General features: G+C 44.9%; 18 protein-coding genes. 6 read left to right on the top strand and 12 right to left on the bottom strand.

Going from position 1 to position 21918, the window contains the following annotated elements; translation table 11 throughout:
- Positions 1-30: 30 nt before the first annotated feature.
- From ICN35_RS01065 to gloB, 3 genes are read right to left on the bottom strand one after another with little or no spacing between them, the layout of a single operon-like run.
- Positions 31-1914, bottom strand: coding sequence for a propionate--CoA ligase (locus ICN35_RS01065; RefSeq protein WP_216123572.1), 1884 nt, complete (start codon positions 1912-1914; stop codon positions 31-33).
- A gap of 28 nt (positions 1915-1942) precedes the next feature.
- Positions 1943-3376 carry a transglycosylase SLT domain-containing protein gene (locus tag ICN35_RS01060; RefSeq protein ID WP_216123570.1) on the bottom strand — a complete coding sequence of 478 codons (1434 nt, stop codon included), beginning with the start codon at positions 3374-3376 and terminating at the stop codon, positions 1943-1945.
- Positions 3376-4185, bottom strand: coding sequence for a hydroxyacylglutathione hydrolase (gene gloB, locus ICN35_RS01055; RefSeq protein ID WP_216123568.1), 810 nt, complete (start codon positions 4183-4185; stop codon positions 3376-3378). The genes ICN35_RS01060 and gloB overlap by 1 nt, the downstream gene beginning before the upstream one ends.
- A 36-nt stretch (positions 4186-4221) precedes the next feature.
- On the opposite strand from gloB, the gene ICN35_RS01050 reads away from it, so the two are divergent.
- The 5 genes from ICN35_RS01050 to dnaQ all read left to right on the top strand — a co-directional run bounded on the left by ICN35_RS01050 (position 4222) and on the right by dnaQ (position 10708).
- Entirely contained in the window at positions 4222-5010 is a 789-nt protein-coding gene (locus ICN35_RS01050) for a class I SAM-dependent methyltransferase (RefSeq protein WP_255535665.1), read from the top strand.
- Between the two features lie 9 nt (positions 5011-5019).
- Positions 5020-5484 carry a ribonuclease HI gene (rnhA, locus tag ICN35_RS01045; protein ID WP_215320442.1) on the top strand — a complete coding sequence of 155 codons (465 nt, stop codon included), beginning with the start codon at positions 5020-5022 and terminating at the stop codon, positions 5482-5484.
- A 111-nt stretch (positions 5485-5595) separates the two neighbouring features.
- Positions 5596-6903: an efflux RND transporter periplasmic adaptor subunit gene (locus ICN35_RS01040; protein WP_216123564.1), complete on the top strand. Its 1308-nt coding sequence runs from the start codon at positions 5596-5598 to the stop codon at positions 6901-6903.
- Complete coding sequence (locus tag ICN35_RS01035; RefSeq protein ID WP_216123560.1) at positions 6900-9998, top strand: efflux RND transporter permease subunit; 3099 nt, start codon at positions 6900-6902, stop codon at positions 9996-9998. The genes ICN35_RS01040 and ICN35_RS01035 overlap by 4 nt, the downstream gene beginning before the upstream one ends.
- Positions 9998-10708 (top strand): DNA polymerase III subunit epsilon, encoded by a 711-nt coding sequence (gene dnaQ, locus ICN35_RS01030; RefSeq protein WP_216123558.1) that lies wholly within the window; start codon positions 9998-10000, stop codon positions 10706-10708. Before ICN35_RS01035 ends, dnaQ begins: the two co-directional genes overlap by 1 nt.
- On the opposite strand, the gene ICN35_RS01025 is transcribed toward dnaQ, so the two are convergent.
- The 5 genes from ICN35_RS01025 to ICN35_RS01005 form a co-directional block, all read right to left on the bottom strand.
- A complete protein-coding gene (locus ICN35_RS01025) occupies positions 10705-12768 on the bottom strand; it encodes a glycosyltransferase family 41 protein (protein WP_216123556.1) in 2064 nt (687 codons plus the stop codon). The genes dnaQ and ICN35_RS01025 overlap by 4 nt on opposite strands.
- 19 nt (positions 12769-12787) lie before the next feature.
- Positions 12788-13879: a tartrate dehydrogenase gene (locus ICN35_RS01020; RefSeq protein WP_216123554.1), complete on the bottom strand. Its 1092-nt coding sequence runs from the start codon at positions 13877-13879 to the stop codon at positions 12788-12790.
- A gap of 75 nt (positions 13880-13954) precedes the next feature.
- Positions 13955-14617 (bottom strand): SprT family zinc-dependent metalloprotease, encoded by a 663-nt coding sequence (locus ICN35_RS01015; protein ID WP_216123552.1) that lies wholly within the window; start codon positions 14615-14617, stop codon positions 13955-13957.
- Between the two features lie 167 nt (positions 14618-14784).
- Positions 14785-15714 (bottom strand): tripartite tricarboxylate transporter substrate binding protein, encoded by a 930-nt coding sequence (locus ICN35_RS01010; RefSeq protein WP_251370100.1) that lies wholly within the window; start codon positions 15712-15714, stop codon positions 14785-14787.
- Positions 15715-15792: 78 nt separating this feature from the next.
- Positions 15793-16914, bottom strand: coding sequence for an NADH:flavin oxidoreductase/NADH oxidase (locus ICN35_RS01005; RefSeq protein WP_216123548.1), 1122 nt, complete (start codon positions 16912-16914; stop codon positions 15793-15795).
- Between the two features lie 161 nt (positions 16915-17075).
- Here ICN35_RS01005 and ICN35_RS01000 point away from each other — a divergent pair, with 161 nt between their 5' ends.
- Positions 17076-18596, top strand: coding sequence for a CoA-acylating methylmalonate-semialdehyde dehydrogenase (locus tag ICN35_RS01000; RefSeq protein WP_216123546.1), 1521 nt, complete (start codon positions 17076-17078; stop codon positions 18594-18596).
- A 67-nt stretch (positions 18597-18663) separates the two neighbouring features.
- On the opposite strand, the gene ICN35_RS00995 is transcribed toward ICN35_RS01000, so the two are convergent.
- From ICN35_RS00995 to ICN35_RS00980, 4 genes are all read right to left on the bottom strand, one after another.
- Entirely contained in the window at positions 18664-19149 is a 486-nt protein-coding gene (locus ICN35_RS00995) for a DUF1178 family protein (protein ID WP_216123544.1), read from the bottom strand.
- A 66-nt stretch (positions 19150-19215) separates the two neighbouring features.
- On the bottom strand, positions 19216-19815 hold the full coding sequence (locus tag ICN35_RS00990) for an NUDIX domain-containing protein (RefSeq protein ID WP_216123542.1): 600 nt from the start codon (positions 19813-19815) through the stop codon (positions 19216-19218).
- A 134-nt stretch (positions 19816-19949) separates the two neighbouring features.
- Entirely contained in the window at positions 19950-21449 is a 1500-nt protein-coding gene (gene nuoN / locus ICN35_RS00985) for an NADH-quinone oxidoreductase subunit NuoN (protein ID WP_216123540.1), read from the bottom strand.
- Positions 21450-21459: 10 nt separating this feature from the next.
- Positions 21460-21918, bottom strand: a 459-nt coding sequence (locus tag ICN35_RS00980) for a proton-conducting transporter membrane subunit (RefSeq protein WP_304608866.1), incomplete at its 5' end; no start/stop codon positions are given.

Raw genomic sequence — 21918 nt, 5'->3', positions numbered from 1 at the left:
ATGCAAAAAAGTGTTTTTTACTGCTGGAGTTTAAGGAGCTGCACCTTGCTCAATGATGGTCTTAATTTGAGCCAACACGGTCTGATCTTCCATAGTGCTGATATCACCCGGATCGCGCCCTTCAGCAACCGCTTGCAATGCGCGGCGCACGATCTTGCCAGAACGGGTTTTCGGTAATGCGGTCACGACATAAACACGACCAGGACGAGCAATCGCTCCTAACTGGCTATCTACTGTCTTCATGCACTCTTTTTCTAAATTTTCTGCTTTGGCTGAATCTTTGGGAATCACAAAGGCAATGGCTGCCTGACCTTTTAGCTTGTCCTCAATACCAACCACCGCAACTTCAGAAATATTGGGATGACTAGAGATGCTTTCTTCAATTTCCCGTGTGCCAAGACGGTGGCCAGCAACGTTAATCACATCATCAGTACGACCCAAGATAAAGAAGTAACCATCTTTATCTTTAATACCCCAGTCGAAGGTGGAATAAATTAACTTCCCAGGAATCGTTTCCCAATAGGTGCTCACGAAACGCTTGTCATCGCCCCAAACAGTTTGCATACAACCTGGAGGTAGCGGACCTTCAATCGCGATGACACCCTTTTGATCAGGGCCTAACTCGGCGGAGCTAGCATCATCTAGAAGTTTCATGTTGTAACCAAAGGATGGCACGCCTGGTGAACCGAACTTATGGGGCATCACTTCTACGCCGCGTTGAATAGCCAACATTGGCCAACCAGTTTCAGTCTGCCAATAATTATCGACAATTGGTTTTTTAATCGCATCATGAATCCAACTTGCTGTTGGTTCATCGAGTGGCTCACCAGCCAAGAATAAAGCACGTAATGTGGAAAGATCATGCTTGGTTAAGAATGCAGGATCTTGTTTTTTGAGAACACGCACCGCAGTAGGTGCAGAGAACATCACCGATACTTTGTATCTGGCAACTAACTCCCACCAAATGCCAGCATCAGGACGCAATGGCGTGCCTTCATACATGATGGTTGCCATGCCATTGAGCAATGGGCCATAAATGATATAGCTATGCCCCACTACCCAACCAATGTCTGAGGTGGTGAACATCGTTTCACCAGCTTTGCCACAGAAAATATGGTTCATGGTGGACATCAATGCCACTGCGTAACCACCGGTGTCACGTTGAACACCCTTAGGTTTGCCGGTCGTTCCTGAGGTATACAGAATGTAGGAAGGATGCGTTGCATCTACCCATTCAATTGGCACAATATCGTTGAGGTGTTGTTGACGCTCAGACGCATAGTCCAAGTCTCTTCCAGCCACAGTAGTGAACTCAGAAAGTCCACGATTTACGATCAATACTTTTTCTGGTTTGTAGCTGGCGAGAGTAATTGCCTCGTCCAATAGTGGCTTATATGGCACCGCTTTACCACCTCGCATACCTGCCTCAGAAGTCACCACCATTTTTGGTTTTGCATCATCAATGCGGGAAGCAAGGCTATGGGAAGCAAAGCCACCGAATACTACTGAGTGAATCGCACCAATACGGGCACAAGCCAACATTGCGAAGCAGGCTTGGGCAATCATCGGCATATAAATCAGTACACGATCACCTTTTTTAATGCCATTGGCTTTATAAATAGCAGCCATACGATTCACTTCTTCGTAGAGCTCTTTAAATGTGTACGCCTTCTCTTGATCGGTTTCTGTAGAAACCGCTACTAATGCAATTTGATTTGGGTTGGCTTGGTAGTGACGGTCCACTGCGTTGTAGCAAAGATTCGTCAAGCCACCTTCAAACCATTTTGCAAATGGCGGGTTGTCGTAGTTCAGAACCTGATCAAAGGGCTTTTCCCAGTGAATCAAATTAGCCTGCTCAGCCCAAAATCCGTCTGGGTCTTTGATCGAGCGTTCGTGATGTGCTTTATAAGACATGATCAACCTAATCTAAAAGTATCTGAAATTACGGGTTTTTACTCGCCCCCTTGGCACTAGGGTTACCGCTTGAGGACGCTGAAGTAACATTTTTCGCAGATTTTGCAAGTCCTGTCGATGCGGATTTATGCTGAGATGCAGCATTTTTTTGCGGAGATTTAACCTTAGCGACCGCTTCAGCGCCTTTGTTTGGCTTGACTGGGGCGCATTTCACTGCTTTGGCATTCTTCACCCCTTTAGCGGGTTTAGGGCAATTCGGTGTGGGTGGCGGTGGCTTAACTAGACTCAGGCTGGCATTGTCTGCCATCGCCGAAGAAACATCTCCTGAACGATTACCAACCTTAGGAATGATCACGGTAGATCCCGCCTTGATACGCATACCACTCGGAATGGCATTCACCTGTCTTAGCGCCTCTGGACTGACGCCTAATGTTTTGGCAGCTTGATCAACGCTTTCTGTTTTACTAATCCTCACTGCGGTCCAAGAAGACAGGGGTTTCGTGTACTTCTTGAGATTTTCTTGAAAGATTTCTGCATGGCCAAACGGCAATAAAATTTGTTGGTTAGCATTACTCAGAATTACAGGCTTATTAAATGAGGGATTCAAACTATGAAATTCATCCTCTGGAATTTCCGCCAACTTAATCGCCAAGGCAACATCAATATCATTACCAACATCTAGCGCAACAAAGTAAGGGTGGTTTTCTAATTCTGGTAAGACGATGCCATAAGCCGATGGATCTAAAACAATCTGTCGATAGGCCATCAATTTAGGAACATACATGCGGGTTTCGCGAGGCATGTTCAAACTCTCATAATCCGTTGATAGGCCTGCAGCGAGATTGCGTTTTTGGGCTTTAGCAACATTGCCGGCACCCCAGTTATAAGCAGCAAGAGCCAACTCCCAACTACCAAATTGATTATAGAGACGCTGTAAATAATCCAAAGCAGCATCGGTGGATTGCAGGACATCTCTACGCTCATCGCGAAAGACGTTTTGCGTTAATTGAAAATCTTTTCCAGTTGCTGGCATAAATTGCCACAGGCCTACCGCTTTTGCACTCGATTTAGCATGGGTAACAAATGCACTCTCCACAAAGGGAAGCAAGGCTATTTCGGTTGGCATATTGCGCGCATTGACTTCTTGCACAATATAAAAAAGGTAACGCAATGAACGTGTCATAGAGCGGTTGACATAATCAGGTCGAGCACTTAACCAGCGAACTTGCTCAATCTCTAATGGGGTAATCATCGGCTCCATTTGAAAGCCATCCCGAATCCGTATCCATAAATTATCAGAAGGTGCATACACCTTACTAACAGACTGATTCTTCAGATTAACCGAGGTAGCCTTGGATGCTTTAGAGCCTGCTTTAGTTGGCGTATCCGATGACCAAACACCCGTGCTGGCACAACCTGATAAAAAAACGGCAACCGCGATTGCCGCATAGATCAAACGCATCAGAATCGATCTTTCCAAGCACGAATCACTGCTAGCACATGCGCTGGACTCGGAAGATCTGCTTGATGAGAAGCCTCTTTTGCAGACGCAATCACCTCCGCCTGATCACTGCGCATAAACGGATTTACTTGTAGCTCTTGTCCAATTGTTGTCGGTAGTGTTGGCAAACCTTGTTGACGAAGTTTCTGCGCACGCTCTGACCAAGAGATTAAGTTCGCATTATTTGGCTCGACTGCAAGCGCAAATCGAATATTGGATAAAGTGTATTCATGGGTACAGTACACCAATGTATTTTTAGGGAGTGCAGCAAACTTGGCTAAAGACTCTGTCATCTGGGTTGGTGTGCCCTCAAACAAGCGACCGCACCCAGAAGCAAATAGGGTATCGCCACAAAACAACATAGGCTCGACAAGGTTAGATTGCTTATTCGCAAAATAAGCGATGTGACTTAAGGTATGGCCTGGCACCTCATAAACTTCTAGACTAATACGCGGGGAATCGATCTCAAACTGATCGCCCTCTTTTGCCACTTGAGTTCGCCCAGGAATATTGTTACCGGCAGGGCCATATACCGGTATCTGGGGACCCAATGCATTCAATAAGTTGAGAATGCCACCAGTATGGTCCGCATGATGATGGGTAATCAGAATGCCTTTTAGCGTCAGCTCAGACTGTGAGAGGTAATCCAGAACAGGAGCAGAATCGCCCGGATCAACCACCAAGGCTGACTTTCCATCATGGATGCACCAGATGTAGTTGTCGTCAAAGGCCGTGATCGGCCAAACTTGCAATAAAGTATTCTTATCCATAAACCGATGATACCAACCCCACCTATTCCTTCGCAGATGCCAGCACCCCCTTGGAGTTCATGGGAGAAGTGGCTCCAGTCGCCTCCTGGGCGGTATGTGCTTGGCTGGGAGCAAAAGTGCTTTGATCGCATGGTTGCGGATGTTTTTGGCTTTCATGCCGTCCAGATTGGCTTACCCCAAATCAATGCCCTAAGCGAAAACCGCATGCCCTTGCATGCCCTCTTGGTGAACTCACAAGATAGTCGAAAAGATGCGCACCGTTTTAGTTGGCGTGTCATAGAAGGTAACGCGAATGAGCTCCCCTTTGCCAATGAAAGTATTGACCTCATTGTTTTGCCTCACGTCCTCGAGTTTGCAGCCGATCCCCATCAAATTTTGCGTGAAGTGGATCGAGTATTGCTCCCTGAGGGTCGCTTGGTCATTTCTGGTTTTAATCCTGCCAGCTTATGGGGTGCCAGACAATATCTCAGTAGGCTGATTGGCAATCCCTATCTACCGCGGGATGGCCAATTTATTGGCCTCTTACGTATTAAAGATTGGCTGCAACTATTGAATTATTCACTCGACCGTGGTCACTTCGGGTGTTACAAATTTCCTTTGCATGGCGAACCTGCCATGAACCGCATGGACTTTCTCGAACCGATGGGCAACCGTTGGTGGCCTATCTTTGGTGCAGTGTTCATCATCTCGGCAATCAAGCGTCACAAAGGCATGAGGCTGATAGGACAAGTGGCATCTGTTCGCCTTCCAGCAATCAACCAGTTAGCCCCTGCTGCCGAACGTAATCAATTATGCGATTCCTTGAACAAGACTGAGGTCAATTAAATTAGCAATATGCCTCATACCAAACCAGCACATCACCCTCCTCATATCGTCATCTATACCGATGGTGCCTGCAAAGGTAACCCCGGGCCAGGAGGATGGGGTGCGGTCCTGCGTTCAGGTAATCATGAGAAGCAGATCCATGGCGGCGAAAAACTCACCACCAACAATCGCATGGAAATCTGTGCTGTGATCTTTGCCCTTCGCGCCTTGAAACAACGAAGCTCCGTTGAGCTTTGGACGGACTCCCAATATGTGCAAAAAGGGGTCACTGAATGGCTTGAGGGCTGGAAAAAGCGAGGATGGAAGACCGCCAGCAAAGATCCAGTCAAAAACGCTGATTTATGGCAAGAATTGGACGCCTTGCTTCCTGACCACGATATTTCTTGGCACTGGGTCAGGGGTCACAACGGTCACCCCGGAAACGAGCTGGCTGATCAGCTTGCTAATAAGGGTGTTGAAGAGTTTTTACCCTAGGTTAGATTAGCCCTCGCCCAGCGCGATTAAAGCCCGCTTATGAGAGAATGGGTAGGCATTATTTAGCCAGAAACCGCATTTAAACTACAAAAAACTTAGAAAAACGAGACTGTGTCAAAAATAGAATCTTCTCTCGATCAGTTAGTCGCCAAGTTAGGCCAGCTTAAAAATGTTGGCAAAGCCCGTTTGTGTGCTCTTTGGCAAAAACTATCACCCATTACTGGTAAGTTCAAGCAGCTCGATTTTGCTACTGTCAAATCCTTTGCGATTCGATACAAATGGCGGATCCTAATAGTCATCATCATTTTGTACGCAGGATCGAAGGCTTTTGATTACTTTTTACCAGCAGGAAAAAAAGCTGGTGGTCCGCAAGTTATTACTAGCGTAGTCGTACAGAAGAAAGATATCCCCCTGGTTATTGAAGCTACCGGCACGACGGTTTCTAACAGCATTGTAGATATCCGTCCAATGGTAACCAATATAGTCTCTAAAATTCATATCAAGGATGGCGAAGAAGTTAAAGAGGGACAGCTTCTTTTTACTCTTGATGATCGCAATGACAAGGCTAATTACGAACGGCTTAAAGCATTGGCTGATGATGCTCAGAAACAATATCAACGTGCCAAAGAGTTGGTAGAGAAAAACTTTATATCTAGGGCTGGCTTGGAGACATCCTTAGCTAATGCCAAGTCTGCACAAGCTGCTGCTCGCTCTGCGGAGGTGCAACTCTCCTTTGATTCTATTCGCTCGCCCATTAATGGAAGAGCGGGAATTATTAATGTGTTCCCTGGCTCTCTAGTCCAAGCAAGCAATATAGTATCTACTGCAACAAGCTCTACTGCCACCTCTAGCGTAGGTTCGATGGTGACAATTACGCAACTCAATCCAATTAATGTTCAGTTTGTTATTCCAGAAAAGGATATTCCCATCATCCTAGAAAATAAGAAGGGTGATGCACCTTTAACTGTAAAAGTCACTATTGGTGATACTGGAAAAAATACTTATGAGGGTCAGGTTCTGGTGATCGACAATCAAGTAGACCCTCTGATTGCCGCTGTTCGTGTTAAGGCACAAATTCCGAACGATAAGTTAGAAGTGCTTCCTGGGCAATTTGCTCGTGTTTCATTGAACGCCAACACCCTAAAAGATGTGATTGCTGTGCCTACTCAGGCCATTGTCATTGGCCCCAATGGACGCCTAGTGTATGTTGTTGACAAGGATGACAAGGTCACTGCAAAACCGGTAAAGGCGACCTATGAATACCTTGGCACTTCGGTAATTACTGGAATTAATGCTGGTGATCGCATTGTGGTTGAAGGTAAGCAGAATTTACGTACTGGCAGCAAAGTGCGTGAAGCAAAATCCTCCAAATCAGAGCAGCCCCCTGCTAATAAAACCACTCCCGCTGAACCAAAATGACGCTTTCTGAGCTATGCATTAGACGCCCTGTAATGACGGTATTGCTGTCTATTGCAACTGTCGTTGCTGGAGGGGTTGCCTATTTTAAGATTCCGGTAGCCGCACTTCCTAGCTTCAATACACCAGTGATTTCTGTAACGGCCACCTTACCTGGTGCATCACCTGAAATCATGGCTTCGGCTGTTGCGCTACCGCTTGAAAAAGAATTTTCAACGATTGATGGCATCAAAGTCATCAGCTCTACGAATTCACTTGGTTCAACGAGCGTTACTCTTGAATTTACAAGCGATCGTGATATTGATAAAGCAGCTGTTGATGTTCAGGCAGCCCTCTTACGGGCGCAACGCCGCTTACCAATTGAAATGACGGTGCCTCCTTCATATCGAAAGATTAATCCTGCCGATACGCCCGTATTAATTGTGCGTATGAGCTCCCCGTCAATCAGTCTCTCTGAAATGAATGCTTATGCAGAGAATCTGTTGTCTCCAAACTTATCCACTATCACTGGGGTGTCACAAGTATTAGTGTATGGAGCAAAGCGTTATGCAGTCCGAGTAAGTGTGAGACCAGATGCCTTAGGCAATCGCAATATCACCATGGATGAGGTGGCTGCTGCGGTCAATAAAGCCAATACCAATAGCCCCATTGGAACTCTCGATGGCCCCCGCCAACTGATCACCATCTATGCCAATCCACAGTTAGTGACAGCTGAGGAATTTGGCAACTTGATCGTTGCACAGCGCAATGGACTTCCAATTTATCTCAAAGATGTTGCCGATGTTCAAGAAAGCTTTGAAGATGTAAAGACCTTTGCCTCAGCAAATGGTGAACGATCAATAGCGATTGCCGTACTGCGCCAACCAAATGCCAATACGGTTGAAGTTGTTGATTCAATCAAAAAACTGTTGCCTTCTCTCAAAGCGCAAATGCCGGAATCTATTCAGTTAACACTGGTTAATGACCGCTCCCTTTCGATTATTGAGTCAATTCATGATGTCAATCTGACATTGCTTCTCACTATCGCACTCGTTGTCTTAGTCATCTTCTTGTTCCTAAAGCATTTGTCTGCAACTGTCATTCCATCCATTAGCTTACCGATTTCTCTGATCGGCGCGTTCTTTGTTTTCTACTTTTTAGGCTACAGCCTGAATAACATTTCCTTACTGGGCATCACTCTTGCCGTTGGCTTAGTGGTGGATGACGCAATCGTAGTACTAGAAAACATCATGCGTTATGTTGAAGAAGGTATGGACCCCTTAAAAGCAGCATTAAAAGGTAGCAAAGAGGTTGGCTTTACCATCATCTCCATTTCTATTTCCTTGGTTGCTGTATTTATTCCGCTATTTTTCATGGCAGGTCCAATCGGCCTTCTCTTTAGAGAATTTGCCGTTGTGGTAACACTGTCTATATTGGTCTCAGCGGTTGTCTCATTAACAGTAGTACCCATGTTATGCAGCCGCTTTTTGCCTAAACCTGGTGAGCATCCAAAAGAATATGAAATTACAAAGCAGTTCGATCGCGCCTATGAATGGACATTAAAAAAATATATTCACTTTTTAGATTTAGCCTTGGCAAACAGAAGGAGAGTGTTATTTGGGGCATTAGCCAGCTTTGTGATTACTATTGCTCTCTTTGTTTATAGCCCTAAAGGATTTTTTCCGGAAGAAGATATTGGTCAGTTACGCGTGACTGTAGAAGCCTCTGAGGACACTTCCTTTAGCACAATGATGGCTCTACAAGATCAGGCTGCGAAAGTAGTGGATAGCGACCCCAATGTTGCAACCTCAATCTCTATTCTTGGTGGCGGCCAAAGTTCAGGTCGCAATACCGGAAGGTTCTTTATCATTCTGAAGCCCAAGGATGAGCGCCAAAAAATGAGCAAGGTAATGGAGGGTCTTAGATCCAAGTTCAAAGAAATTCCTGGTATTCAGGTCTACATGAGTCCAGTACAAAATTTACAGCTAGGTGGTCGAAGCAGTAAAAGTCGCTATCAATTTACCCTGCAAAGCGTTGGCTTTGAAGGTGTCAATGAATGGGCTGAAAAATTGTTACAAAAAATGCGCGCTGATCCCATTTTTAAGGATGTCACTAGTGACTCTCAATTAAAAGGTTTGAACGTCAAGATTGAAATTGATCGAGAAAAAGCCGCCAGTGCGGGAGTATCCATCGCCGATATACGTACAGCTCTCTACTCTTCCTTCGGTGAGAGGCAGGTATCCACCATCTATACCCCTGTCAATACCTATTACGTTATTTTGGAAACAGCAGAGAATGATCGTCAATTTGAAACTGACTTGAACAAGGTCTTCGTGCGGGGTAGAGCGACAGATAAATTGATTCCACTATCCAGTTTGGCGAGCTTTGTCAGAACCGTGGGACCCACTGCAGTAAACCACCAGGGTCAGATTCCAGCAGTAACGATTTCTTTTAACCTTGCTCCAGATGTTTTCTTAGGGGATGCAACTAAGGCAATAGATGGCTTTGTTAAGGCGGTTGATTTACCGTCTTCCATCATCACGAGTTATGGTGGTGATGCTGCCGTATTTAAAGACAATCAATCGGGTCAGGTTATTTTGCTATTGGCTGCACTAGGCGTTATTTATATCTTGCTTGGTGTTTTGTATGAGAGCTATATCCACCCCCTCACCATTCTGGCAGGCCTACCTTCTGCAGCGATTGGTGCAATTTTATCCCTTCGCATCTTCGGATTTGAGCTAACCGTTGTTGCTTCGATCGGCATCTTACTGCTCATTGGTATTGTGAAGAAAAATGCGATTTTGATGATTGACTTTGCCTTGGATGCACAACGTAATCAAGGTATGACGCCCGAAAAAGCGATTCGTGAAGCCTGTATCTTGCGCTTTCGCCCTATCATGATGACTACAATTGCTGCATTAATGGGCGCCCTTCCAATTGCCTTTGGTATTGGTGCAGGTGCAGAGTTACGACAACCTTTAGGTATTAGCGTGGCAGGTGGGCTCATCTTCTCTCAGTTTGTAACTCTGATCATTACACCCGTGATTTATCTCTATCTAGATAAATATGCAGGTAATGGTCCTATGGAAATTCCACCATCCGTTCTCGAGGGAACTTAATGCGTCAAGTGATTTTAGATACTGAAACCACTGGTTTAAATCCAGCAACTGGTGATCGCATTATTGAAATTGGCTGCGTTGAAGTTATCGACCGTCGCTTGACGGATCGCACCTTCCATTATTACGTCAACCCTGAGCGAGATATTGATGCGGGGGCTTTTGCCGTTCACGGACTCTCTAGAGAATTTCTATCTGACAAGCCATTATTTGGCAGTATTGTTGAACAGTTGATTGAATTTGTAGATGGTGCTGAGATTGTGATTCATAACGCAGCCTTTGACTTGGGATTTCTGGACAATGAATTTGCACTTCTCAAGCGACCACCATTTCGTGGCCTGGCCTCTAAGATTATTGATACTTTGCTAGATGCACGGCAAATGTTTCCGGGTAAACGAAACTCTCTAGATGCCTTATGTGATCGCTTCTCAATCAGTAACGAACATCGTACTCTGCATGGAGCGTTATTAGATGCTCAGCTGTTAGCTGAAGTCTATATCGCAATGACTCGAGGTCAGGAAGACCTCTCCATTGACTTAATCGATTACACAGTAGGCACTGACTCAACCGGCCATACAAAAGCACTGCCAACAAGCTTAAAATTAATGCTAGCTAATAGTGAAGACTTGGAACAGCATGAAAAGATTTTGGCTGAGATCGCTAAATCAAGCAAAAAAGACCCCGTTTGGAGTCCTATGAATGTTATCAACTAAGACTTCTGCTCAAGAAAGTCCGTGTAAAGTTTTTCTAAATCTCTCACATATTCTTTGGTATTAAACAAAGGGGCTGTTAAGCGATTAGCCTCATGTTTCATGCGTAAATCTTTTATTAGTTGCGGTTGAGTAGCAAGCTCTAGAGCTTTTGCATAATACTCTTCTGGGGTATTCACAATCAATTCAGGCATACCTAATGAAGACACCTGACTAGCTGCTATCCTGCCTGCAAAGGTCTGACCTAACTGCGTTAAGACAGGCACACCAGCCCATAAAGCATCAGCAGCCGTAGCGTGTGCATTGTAGTTGGGAGTATCCAAAAAAAGATCTGCTAAACGAAGACGACTTAAATGGTCTTTCCTTGCCGGCACACGGGTCGCAAACACAAGCCTGCGTGCATCAACCCCACGTGCAATAGCCTCATTTTGTAAGTTCTTCATTGCCTTCTCAGAAGTCTTTGATAGCCAAAGGACACTATCTGAGACCTGTTTTAGTAATCTCATCCACAGATCAAAGATATCTGGATTAATTTTGTAAGAATTATTGAAGCATGAGAAGATAAATCCAGCTGCAGGCAAACCTTGACTCTCTCTTGTTGGTAAATCACCAAGTGCAGCAATCGAAATGCTTGTATCTACAGGGAAAAATGAATGCGGCAAACGCGCTATTTTTTCTGTGTAGAAGTCTTGGTGACTCTCAGGAATGGACACTTCATCTGCAATTAAGTAGTCATAAAAATCAGAGCCAGATGTTCCCGCATAACCAAGGTAATTAACTTGTAAGGGTGCAATTTTTTTAGAAAATAAGCCCGTTCTAGCACCTGCAGTGTGGCCATTGAGATCAATCGCTATATCAAGCTCTTGCTCAAGAATGAGATTTTTTGCACTAGTATCATTCAGTGCAAATAACTCGAAGGTGCTATCAAAGCTTGAGATGAGCCCACTCTCAACCTCATCATTGGATTTGGGATTCAAGAAAAAGCCCAACACCTCAAACTTTGACCGATCATGAAAATGAATCAGATTTTGCATCAGGATACCGACCGGGTGATTCTTAAAATCTGAAGAGAAGTATCCAATCCTGATTATGTCATCAGGAGTCCTACTACGTTTTTCAATCTGTTGCGAATCAATTCCTGGATAGCGATCAGCAACAAAAATTTGTGCGCAACGTTTTTGGAGCTCAAGACTTGCCGGAGTTTGTAACAAGGCAAAGGGAATGGTGACAGCATTGTTGTCAGCTAATAAAGATAGCATCTGAGAAACGGTTGGATCAACATCATCCCAAATGCACGACGTTAACTTTGCAGAAAGCAGCTGCCCAATTAAATAAGGGTGCAAGGGCTTTAACGCATAGGCATTTCTATAACTCTCGTAAGCGTTTTCACCAGATTTAAGCTCAAGCAAAGTGTTTCCGTGATTTGACCAAGCTTCGGCATATTTTGGATTCAGCGTTAAGGCTTTTTCATGAGCTAATCTTGCTTCCTCAAAACGCCCCAAGTCAAATAATGCATTGCCATAGTTAGTCCAGGCCTCTGGGTAATTTGCATTTAACTCTAGGGACTTTTGATAGTTGTCGATGGCCTCTAGACTAAAGCTTAAATCTGCAAGTAAGTTACCTCGATTTGACCAGACCAAATAATATTGGGGCTGTAATTCAATTGCTTTGTCATACAGTGAAAAAGCCTTGTCATAGTCTTTGAGCTTGGCATTAGAAGTTCCCATGTCCGTCAGGATTTGAGCATTATTTGGAATCAGGCGAGTCAACTTCTCATAGGTCTTGACGGATTCACCAAATAGATTGGCTCCATACTGGGCCTTCGCTAGATTGGTAAGTAGCTCAGGATTTTTAGGGTCTAATGCTGAAGCTCTAGTAAAGGGCTCTACAGACTCTGCTACTCGCCCTTGCATTGCCAAGCATAGGCCTTGAACTTGAAGGGCTACGATATCTTTAGAATTAATGCGCAATATCGAGCGCGCTATTCGCTCTGCAGACTCAAGCCGCTGGCTTTGAAACTCCAGCATCATTTGCTGGAGTAATGGCGCGTAGGGCTGAGCCATAGCTTAATTCATCAAGCAATTAAATTGCTGCAGCAATCGCTTTACCAAGATCATCCGTTTTAGCAGTACCACCAAAATCAGGGGTTAATGGTGCATGTCCTGAGCCTGCTGATAATACTTTTTCAATGGCGTTAAAAATCGCTTTACCTGCCTCTGGATATCCCAAGTGATCCAGCATCATTGCGCCGCTCCAAATTTGCCCAATAGGGTTGGCAATCATCTTCCCGTAAATATCGGGGGCTGAACCATGTACCGGCTCAAATAATGATGGAAACTTGCCTTCTGGATTAATGCTTCCCGATGGAGCTACCGCAATAGTGCCAGTACACGCAGGGCCTAAATCTGACAAGATGTCTCCGAATAAATTACTAGCAACAACTACATCAAAACGATCAGGATTTATCACAAAATGTGCTGCCAAGATATCGATATGGTACTTATCCGTTCTTACATCAGAAAACTTTTTGGACATCGTCTCCACTCTCTCATCCCAATAAGGCATCGTGATCGCAATACCATTTGATTTGGTAGCTGAAGTGAGGTGTTTCTTTGGACGACTCTGGGCTAAATCATAGGCATATTGCAAAATACGATCGACGCCCTGTCTTGTAAAGACCGATTCTTGAATCACAAACTCGCGGTCAGTATCTGGAAACATTTTTCCACCAACGCTGGAATACTCTCCTTCTGTATTCTCACGTACTACGAAGAAATCAATATCCCCAGGTTTACGATTTGCAAGCGGGCAAGGTACTCCTGGCAATAAACGCACTGGACGTAAATTGACGTATTGATCGAAACCGCGACGGAACTGAATCAAACTACCCCATAATGAAACATGGTCCGGCAAAATATCAGGCATACCCACTGCGCCAAAGAAAATAGCGTCATACTTCATTAAGGTATCAAACCAATCATCCGGCATCATCTTGCCGTGCTTGAGGTAGTAATCGCAGCTTGCAAAATCAAAGTGATCGAACTGCATACCAATATCAAATTTACGATTGGCAGCCTCCAGCGCACGCACACCCTCCGGAATAACCTCTTTACCAATTCCATCACCCGGGATTACTGCAATTTTAGGATTCTTAAATATTTTTTTGGTGTTCATTTGTTAATAGTCTCAAGTAATGATTGTTGGCCAAATTATTGGCATAAAACCTTAATTTTACCCACTTATCTATCGCTAGCTAATAGCGCGGCGGATCTCATCAGGTGGGGCTTTGCCACGCTTGCCGACAGAATCACTATCGTAATCACTGGTATTTTCAATTGTTTCAGGAGCATCCTCTAGCATCCGAATATTGTCTTTTGGGCAGATAGGCGCACCATAACTGGCCCATTTTTTTAATAATGTGACCTCGTAACCGCATTGACCACATTTCGCTTTGCTACGACTGGCATTGCTAGGCCTTGGTGGTGGAAAAACGATGGCCTGATGTGGATACGGACCGAGCTCCTGGCTAATCATCATGAGTTTGACGGTGAGTTCTTCAGTAGCATGCGCCATTCTGGCTGGCCCCTCAAGACCAACGGTTTGGGCAATGCCTTTGAAATCCTCTCCATGTCCACTGAAACAATCGTCTACAGCATGACAAAGCTCATGCACCAAGGTATCAAGCAGTTGAACTGGATCATCAATCTTAGGGGAAATAAAAATCTCATTTACACCGCCACCAGACCGCTCACGCGGCCAGCATTGCCCTAAAGTCGTTCTGGGGCTACTAGACGCTGGAAAACCACAAGACACTCTGACAGGAGGAATAGCATAGCCGGCTTTAGAAAATACTGGCTCAAGATGTCTCACAGCATCTTCCAACCATGCTTCACGAACAGAATGTTGCTTCATTTATATAAAGATTTAGATTAAGAAAAAAGGAAAGCGGCGATTATGCGCCACCAAAAATAGAATGGGCGGAAGATCTGAAAAGGGTAAGCACATCACAAGTTACCCAATCCTCTTCATTACCTGATCCCGGATCCTAAGCACGAGATCAGGCTTCATTTATTAAAGATTTAGTCCAAGGTAATATTCGCTGACTTAATGACTTTGCTCCAATAAGGCAATTCTTTCTTTACCAAAGCTTCAGTTTGAGCTGGAGTGAGATAACGTAATTCCACACCTGCTGCATCCGCACGCTCTTTCACTTCAGGCAGTGCTAAGCTTTTTTTGACAGAATCAGTGAGTTTGGTCACGATTGGAGCAGGAGTTCCAGCAGGGGCAAATAATGCGACCCATGATTCCAACTGAAATGATGGTAAACCAGCTTCGGCAGTCGTTGGAACATTAGGCATACCAGGGTGACGATTCTTACCAGTAACCGCTAAGCCCTTCAACTTGCCGCTCTGAACGTGTTGCATGACTGACGGTGGCGTAGAGATAAATACCTGCACCTGACCTGCTAATACATCCTGAATCGCTGGACCAGAGCCCTTATAGGGAACGTGAACCATATCAATACCAGTAGTTTGCTTAAACATTTCGGTGCCAATATGAGAAACAGAACCGTTACCTTGTGAGGCGTAATTGAGCTTACCTGGATTGGCTTTTGCGTAGGCAATGAATTCTTTCAAATTATTGACTGGTACTGAAGGGTGAACTGCGATCACATTGGTCGACACAGTCAGTAAAGCAATTGGTGAAAAATCCTTAACAGGATCCCAGGGCAATTTATCCATCAAGGCTGGATTACCAACGTGATAACCAGAGTATGAAATTAATAATGTGTAGCCATCTGGTTTTGCATTAGCCACGTATTGATAGGCAATATTTCCACTGGCACCTGGTTTATTGTCTACTACAACAGTTTGACCAATCACTCTTGTAAGCGGCTCACTAAGTAAGCGGGCAGAGGTATCAACCAAACCACCTGGAGGATTTGGTACGACCAAGGTGATTGCCCTATCGGGATAGGATTGCGCGCTAGCAATACTGGTGGCCGTCATAAAACTGAAGATTGCCAATACTTTTTTTGTAATAGTGTATGTGTTCATGTCTATCTCCTGATCATTTCTTGAATAAGCTTATCTCTGGCCTACCTTAACGTTACCAAAAACTGCTTGAGCCTCTCGTGGTAAACAACGCCAATAACGCTCATTCGCATTCACTGTGCCTTCTAGAGCTGCTGCAGCTTCCCAGCCCCATCGCGGTTTGTATAAAAAAGCCCGAGCCAAGGCAATAAAATCAGCATCACCAGCTTGCAAAATAGCTTCGGCTTGATGAGGGTCAGTGATTAGACCAACCGTCATGGTTGGTAAACCAGATTGATCTTTGACAATCTTTGCAAAAGGCACTTGATAGTTTGGTCCTAAGGCAATTTTTTGTTTAGGCGAAATTCCACCTGAAGAAATATGAACAAAGTCACAACCCAAAGGTTTGAGTTGCTTTGCAAAGTTCGCAGTCTCTTCAGGAGTCCAGCCGCCCTCCACCCAGTCACTGGCTGAAATACGAATACCCAATACACCTGAATAGGCAGCTCTTACTGCTGCAAACAATTCCAAGGGAAAACGGATGCGATTCTCAAAAGAGCCACCGTATTCATCGGTTCGTTGATTCGCAATCGGCGATAAAAATTGATGGAGCAAATAACCATGGGCGCCATGGAGCTCAATCCCATCAAGGCCTATGCGATCTGCGCGTTTAGCCGCAATCACAAATGCATCAATTAATTCTTTAAGCTCTGTTTTTGAGAGTTCGTGCGGCAAACGCTCGCCCTCTAGCTGAGGGATCGCTGAAGGAGCTACCGTTTCCCAGCCACCCTGACCAACTGGCAATAGCTGACCACCATGCCAAGGTGTTGCACTCGAGGCTTTGCGGCCAGCATGAGCTAACTGAATAAACACTGGGCTTGCTGGGGCCAATTGACGTGCACGGCTCAGCTTGTCTTTTAGAGCTGCTTCAGTGCGGTCATCCCACAATCCCAAACAGGCCGGGGTAATCCTAGCCTCTGGGGTAACCGCTGTTGCTTCAATAATAAATAATGCTGCCCCGCTATTGAGCAGGTTACCCCAATGCATTAAATGCCAATCGGTTGCCTCGCCATTGGAGGCTGAGTATTGGCACATGGGGGCGACAACAATGCGATTGGCAAGTGCTAGGGGTCCACGCGGAGAATGAAGGGTATAGCTTGAAAACAGCAGGCTCATAAAGGTGTCTTAAAGGTCGAAAAATGGGTCAAAATACTAAAAATGCCTTAAAGCGATAGAATACTAAAAACCAGAATATACGAGACAGCAAAGTCGCGCAGGCTAACCTAGCATCCGGCTTTTCTACCCTGAAAAACTATCCAAACTAAGCAAAAAAGACTATGAATGCACCCCAAGCCTTTGAATCTAAAGAAGATATCGGCCACTTTGTTGGCGGCTCTATTGTTAACCCTAAAGATGGTCGTTTTGCGGATGTCTATAACCCAGCAAAGGGTTCAGTTGCTCGCAAGGTTGCATTAGCTAGTCGTAAGGAGGTAGACGCTGCCGTTGCCGTTGCCCAAAAGGCTTTTGTTTCATGGAGTCAAACTAGCCCACTGCGTCGCGCACGCATCCTTTTTAAGTATCTTGATCTACTCAACGCTCACCGCGATGAATTAGCAGCCATTATTACCGCTGAACACGGTAAAGTATTCACAGATGCACAAGGTGAAGTCACCCGTGGGATTGAGATCGTAGAATTTGCTACTGGGATTCCAGAACTCCTCAAAGGTGAATATACCGAACAGGTTTCAACAGATATTGATAACTGGGTCATGCGCCAACCTTTAGGAGTTGTCGCTGGTATTACACCATTTAACTTCCCGGTCATGGTCCCGATGTGGATGTTCCCGGTTGCGATTGCTTGCGGTAATACCTTCATCCTCAAGCCAAGTCCAACAGACCCTTCCGCATCTTTGCTCATGGCGAAGTTACTAAAAGAAGCAGGTCTTCCTGATGGTGTATTTAACGTGATTCAGGGTGACAAGGAAGCGGTTGATGCCTTGATTGAAAATCCTGACGTACAAGCCATCAGTTTTGTTGGCTCGACACCCATTGCGAACTATATTTATGAGCGTTGCGCCCACTTTGGCAAACGTTCACAAGCATTAGGTGGCGCCAAGAACCATATGGTAATCATGCCTGATGCTGATATTGATAAAGCCATTGATGCTTTGGTAGGCGCAGCATACGGATCCGCTGGTGAACGCTGCATGGCAATCTCTGTTGCTGTTTTAGTTGGTGATGCTGCTGAGAAGATTATGCCTAAGCTAATTGAACGCACCAAGACACTGAAAGTGAAAAATGGTATGGAGCTTGATGCTGAGATGGGCCCTATCGTTACTAAAGCCGCTTTAGAGCGCATCACTGGTTATATTGATAGTGGCGTTGCATCTGGAGCCAAACTGCTTGTAGACGGTCGTGGACTCAAAGTTCCCGGCAATGAAAATGGCTTCTTCTTGGGTGGCACCTTATTTGATAACGTGACCCCCGATATGAAAATATACCTCGAGGAAATCTTTGGGCCAGTTCTCTCTTGCTTGCGTGTGGCCAATTTCACTGAGGCACTAAACCTCGTCAATTCTTGTGAATTTGGTAACGGTGTTGCTTGTTTCACTAGCGATGGCAATATCGCCCGTGAATTTGCTCGACGCGTGCAAGTTGGCATGGTTGGTATCAATGTGCCTATTCCTGTACCCATGGCTTGGCACGGTTTTGGTGGCTGGAAAAAATCTCTGTTTGGCGATATGCATGCCTATGGCAAAGAAGGTGTTCGCTTTTACACCAAGCAAAAGAGTGTCATGCAGCGCTGGCCTGAAAGTATTGCCAAGGGTGCAGAGTTTGTCATGCCGACCTCAAAATAAGCACTCATCAATCCAAATAAAAAATAGCGATCTTCGGATCGCTATTTTTTATATTGCAGCCAAGAAATTACTGCAGGGTATTTTTGAAAGCCGGCATTAAAGGAACGGCTAAGACCTCAATACCCTCTTCCCTTAAAGACTCAGCCTCATCTAGGGTAGTTTGTCCACGAATGCTCCGCTCCGGTGACTCTTTGTAGTGGATCCTCCTAGCTTCTTCAGCAAACGAAGTACCAACATCTTCAGATTTACCCATCAAATCACGCATTCCCTTCAAAAAGGCAGCCTGAACCTGGGCTTCCAAATGGGAATGATCATTTCCTGTTAAGGCAACCACATCACCGCTAGTAGAGCCAATATTCTCATTGGGAGTAGTTAGCGCTGTAGAGGCAGTCCTTGCAATGTGAGGTGCAGAAGGCATACGCGTGATTTCAGGGCTATCACAAACTGGACAGGCGAGCATACCCTTATCCTGCTGAGCAAGACAATCGTCCTCTGAGGCAAACCATCCCTCAAAGCGATGATCCAAGGGGCAAGTGAGGTTGTAGACTTTCATAAGACCTATATAGGGGCAAAATTACCAAAATCAATAGATCTTATTTTAATAGGATTTGAAAATGACCTATTTAATAGGCCTAGGGCTAATCAAGCCACGGCGATAACGATCCAGCCAATAGGTCGAAATCGTGGTTTTAACGTCTGTAATCTCACCCTCTTCCACCCAAGCAATTAACTGCTCTAAAGGCGCCGCAAAGACGTCTAAAAACTCTTCATCATCTAATTTGCTCTTACCGGGAACTAAATCTTCCGCTAAATAGATATCAATGAATTCTGTTGAATACGAAATGACTGGATGAATGCGGCGAATGTAACTCCATTTTCTAGCGGTATAGCCAGTCTCTTCTTCTAACTCTCGTTTTGCGCACAAGAGATGATCCTCACCAATTTCTAATTTTCCAGCTGGGATTTCAATACAAGCTTTTGCAATTGGATACCGGTACTGGCGCTCAAGCAGGACCCTACCATCCTCTAATAATGCAAGGACTGCCACAGCACCAGGATGCGTTAAATACTCTCGAGCTGCTAACTCACCATCTGGTAAACGCACTTGGTCTCGTTTCATATTTAAAAAGATGCCACCATAGATATCTTCGCCAGAAATTCGATCTTCGCGTAAATGCTCATCACCTACAGGTAGGTCTTTGAATGATTTTTCGGTCATGGAGAATCTTTCAATATGGGTTCAATCAATAATTAAGCAATGGTACAAAGGCCTTATGTCATTCAAATGTCATACCAGCTACCTAAAACAAGAAAGGCCCCCACGGGAGCCTTTAATTCATCCAGTCAATAAAATTATGAGCCCAATAAAGTTCGGCGCATTGCATCTAAGCAAACACTCATCAATCCGGCAGGAATAATACCGATTAATAAAACCAAGATCGTGTTCAGACTCAATAATCCCTTGGCAAATGCAGAGCCTGAGACTGTAACTTCGTGAGATGGTTCATCAAAGTACATGACTTTTACCACTCTCAAGTAATAGAAAGCACCGATCAAAGAGGCCATTACGGCAATGACAGCTAAGAAGGTATGCTCCGCATCCACCAAGGCTTCTAGTATGCCCAATTTAGCTGCAAAACCAACTGTAGGCGGAATGCCTGCCAATGAGAACATCATAACTAAGCCAATAAAGGCAAACCAAGGATGTTGCTTATTTAAACCTTTGAGCCCTTCTAAGGTCTCACAGTCATAGCCTTTGCGCGAGAGCGCCATCAAGAGACCGAAGGTACCCAAGGTTGTCAAAACATATGTGATGACGTAAAACATCGATGCACTAAAGGCGTGATCATCAAACACCGACAACATGCCAAGCAGTACAAAACCCATCTGCGCAATCGCTGAGTAAGCCAGCATGCGTTTCACGTTAGTCTGAGCAATCGCAGTCACGTTGCCAACAACTAGGGATAGAACAGCCAACAGTACTAACATTGGCTGCCAGTCGCCCATCAACGGCAATAAGGTATTAATCAATAAGCGGAATAACAATGCAAATGCTGCTAACTTAGGTGCCGCAGCAATCATGAGGGTAACTGCAGTTGGCGCACCTTGATAAACATCAGGAACCCACATGTGGAAAGGTACAATGCCTAACTTGAACGCCAATCCAGAAACAATAAACACCAGACCAAAAGCCATGACTAAATGGTTTACGCGAGGGTCAGCAACTGTTTTGAAAATCTCAATTAAATCTAAAGAACCCGTCACGCCATACAGCATGGACATACCGTATAGTAGAAAGCCTGAAGCAAGAGCTCCTAGGATAAAATACTTAATACCAGCCTCTACACTCTTCTCACTAGTATGGCGCATCGCGACCAAGGCGTACATCGGCAAAGCCATGAGCTCGAGACCAAGATAAAGGGTTAAGAGATTCGCGCCTGAGATTAATACCAGTTGACCCAATAGAGCCAATAGCACCAGCACAATAAAGTCTGGACGGAATAAAGCGCGATCCGATAAATATTGCTTGGAATAAATCAAGCTCACTAATACCGCAGCACAAGAACATGCTTTGAGTAGGTTTGACAAAGGGTCAGACTGAAACAAGCCGTTCATTGCCACTAAAGACACGTCACCCAAACGACCCACAAAAGCAAAAATCAAATAAATCAACAGAATTAAAGAGAAGAAATAAACAAAACCTACACCACGCGGTGTATGGAAAATATCTTGCTCAACTCCAGGGGTTGAAGTGACTGTTTCGCGAACATAAACACTGGCTACCAGCAATATGCAGGTAGCAATCAGTAAAACGAGTTCCGGCAGGATAGCGTATAGGTCGAATGCTTGCATTTGCTTTTACTCAGAGTTTGCTAACAGCAACATGCTGCAGCAGATTGATTACGGCTGGATGAATGATGTCGGTAAATGGTTTTGGATATACACCCATTCCAATCACGCAGATCGTCAATACAGTCATCATGAAATATTCACGGGCATTGAGATCTTTGAGTACCTCAACATGTACGTTGTTGATAGTGCCAAAAAATACGCGTTTGACCATCCACAATGAATAGGTAGCTCCAAGGATCAATGCAGTTGCTGCTAAGACACCGATCACAAAGTCGTAATCAACTGCAGCCAATATCACCATGAATTCACCAACGAAGCCTGATGTAGCCGGTAATCCACAGTTAGCCATGGCCATCAAAACTGCAAAGGCAGTAAAAGCCGGCATACGATGTACTACGCCGCCGTAATCTGCAATTTGACGGGTATGCATGCGGTCATATAAAACACCGATAGACAGGAACATCGCACC

Origin of the sequence: Polynucleobacter sp. es-GGE-1 (assembly GCF_018882005.1) — a bacterium.
GTDB lineage: Bacteria > Pseudomonadota > Gammaproteobacteria > Burkholderiales > Burkholderiaceae > Polynucleobacter.
Note: the sequence above shows the minus strand (reverse complement) of the source record. Positions and strands in the feature narration are given on the sequence as shown.